Here is a 2,359-nt window from a genome sequence, read left to right as displayed (position 1 = left end):
TCCAGCGATGCCTTCCGCTCCATCGACCGCAGCACCGGCGCGCTGGCCCCTGAGCTGGCACAGGCCAGCCAGCAGCGCAAGGCCGCCTACCTGGCCGCGGTGCGCGACTGGGCCCGCCAGGGCCCGGCCAGCGCGCATGCATTGCCGGCGCCGCAGGCCGCGGCCCGCGTGCCCGCGCCCAGTGCGGCGCAGGCCGAGGCCCATGCCTGGTTCCTGCTGGGCCAGCAGCTGCTGCGCCAGGGTCAGGCCGAAGAAGCCCGCCACGCGCTGGACCGCGCCAGCCAGCTGCACCCCGACTCCTGGGCCATCTGGCGCCAGCACGCCCCGCGCGACGCCCGCGGCCTCGCCGTCGGCGAAGCCTTCTGGGCGCGGGTGGATGCGCTGGGCGACAAGCCTTACTACGCGTCGGCGCAGCTATAGCTATAGGCCATCAAAACGCCGGCGTGATGGTGCCCTTGTACCTGGTCTGGATGAACTGCCGCACCTCCGGCGTGTGCAGCGCCGCCACCAGCTTGCGGATGGCCGGCGAATCGGCGTTGTCGGCCCGCGTGGCGATGAAGTTGCCGTAAGCCGACTTCAGGCCGTCTTCCAGGAACAGCGCGTCCTTCAGCGGGTTGAGCTTGGCCTCCAGCGCGTAGTTGGTGTTGATCAGCGCCAGGTCCACGTCGCCCAGCGCACGCGGCAGCTGCGCGGCTTCCAGCTCACGGAACTGCAGCTTGCGCGGGTTGTCGACCACGTCGCGCGCGGTGGCCTGGATGCTGGTCGGATCCTTGAGCTTGATCAGGCCCTGCTGCGCCAGCAGCGCCAGTGCCCGGCCCGAGTTGGAGGGGTCGTTGGGGATGGCCACCACGGCGCCGGTCTTGAGCTGCGCCACCGAGGTGATCTTGCGCGAATAACCGCCGAAGGGCTCGATCAGCACCGCGCTGTTGGGCACCTCCACCACCTGGGTCTTTCGGTCCTTGTTGAAGGCGCTCAGGTAGGGCCGGTGCTGGAAGAAGTTGGCCTCCAGCTGGCCTTCGTCCACCACCAGGTTGGGCTGCACGTAGTCGGTGTACACCTTGACCTGCAGGTCGATGCCCTCGGCCTGCAGCTTGGGTTTCACGAACTCCAGGATCTCGGCATGCGGCACCGGCGAAGCCGCCACCCGCAAGACCGTCTGCGCCTGCACGGACTGCAGCGGCAGCATCAGGGCCACTGCGGTGAAGGAAGCGACACGAAGGAACAGGCGTTTCGAAGAGAGGCGCATGAAAGCGATCAAAGGTTGCAATGCCATTCACTGTAGGCACAAGCACCTGATCGCGTAGCGACCGATTGGCATAAGCAAATGCGGGCCCCCAGCCTTCAGGCGCTGGCGGCAGTCTGATGGTCCACCAGACGACATCGCCGTCATCGCACGGAACTTCCGTCCTCAACGTCCCTCCTTCCGCGCGGACAAAGAGACGAGGAGTCAGTGAGCCATGCAGACACTGGGACAGGTTCTTGCGACGGTCATGGCGGCCGGGTGGCTGGGCGCCGGCGCCGCCCAGGCGCAGGACCGCGTGAAGCTCGACGGCCTGGCCATCGACCGCCACGAGGTCACCATCGCGCGCTTTGCCGAGTTCGTGCAGGCCACCGGCCGCGTGACGGCGGCCGAACGCGAAGGCGGCGGCCATGCGTGGGGCCAGGGCTGGGAACGGCGCCCGGGCTGGCACTTCCGCCGCCCGTTCGGGCAAGCGCCGGCCAGCCCGCAATGGCCGGCGGTGCACGTCAGCTGGTTCGAAGCCCGCGACTACTGCGCCTGGGCCGGCGGCCGCCTGCCCACCCGCGAAGAATGGACGCGCGCCGCCTACACCGAGCAACTCGGCACCCCCGGCTTCGTCCAGGGCCGCACCTACCCCTACCCCACCGGCGACAGCGCCGACGGCGCCAACACCAATGGGACCGACCCCTGGCCCACGCTGGCGCCGGTAGGTGCCACCCGCGCAGGTGTGAACGGCCTGCACGACATGGGCGCCAATGCCTGGGAATGGCTGGCCGATCGTCAGGGCGACACCGCCCTGACGGCTGGCGGATCGTGGTGGTACGGGCCGCCGCAGATGCAGGCCGCCGCCATGCAATGGAAGCCGGCCAGCTTCTACGTGGTGTACATCGGGCTGCGTTGCGTGTACGACCTGCCGACTGGCGGGTGACCAAGGCTTGCGGGCGGGGACCTCAATCGTCCTGGTCCCAGGCCCGCAGCAGTTCCGCGGGAATCATGTGAGCGACCTCGGAGAAACGTTTTCCCCACATGCGTTCAGCCTGTTTGATCAGCACGGCCACCGGGCTGCTGGGCTCATGCGTTTCAACCCAGGCGCGCGCCTGCGCAAGTGCGGCGCGCACC

3 protein-coding genes are annotated in these 2,359 nt (G+C 69.0%); 2 read left to right on the top strand and 1 reads right to left on the bottom strand.

The window, feature by feature from the left end; all coding sequences use genetic code 11:
• Positions 1-420: tetratricopeptide repeat protein (locus tag ABNT58_RS29425; RefSeq protein ID WP_348756897.1), on the top strand; the 420-nt coding region annotated here is incomplete at its 5' end.
• A gap of 10 nt (positions 421-430) precedes the next feature.
• On the opposite strand, the gene ABNT58_RS29420 is transcribed toward ABNT58_RS29425, so the two are convergent.
• Entirely contained in the window at positions 431-1,246 is an 816-nt protein-coding gene (locus tag ABNT58_RS29420) for a MetQ/NlpA family ABC transporter substrate-binding protein (RefSeq protein WP_348756896.1), read from the bottom strand.
• Positions 1,247-1,490: 244 nt separating this feature from the next.
• On the opposite strand from ABNT58_RS29420, the gene ABNT58_RS29415 reads away from it, so the two are divergent.
• Entirely contained in the window at positions 1,491-2,168 is a 678-nt protein-coding gene (locus ABNT58_RS29415; RefSeq protein WP_348756895.1) for a formylglycine-generating enzyme family protein, read from the top strand.
• Positions 2,169-2,359: the final 191 nt, after the last annotated feature.

This window comes from uncultured Aquincola sp., from assembly GCF_964001545.1.
Lineage (GTDB): Bacteria > Pseudomonadota > Gammaproteobacteria > Burkholderiales > Burkholderiaceae_C > Aquincola.
This window is presented reverse-complemented; position numbering and strand designations above follow the sequence as displayed.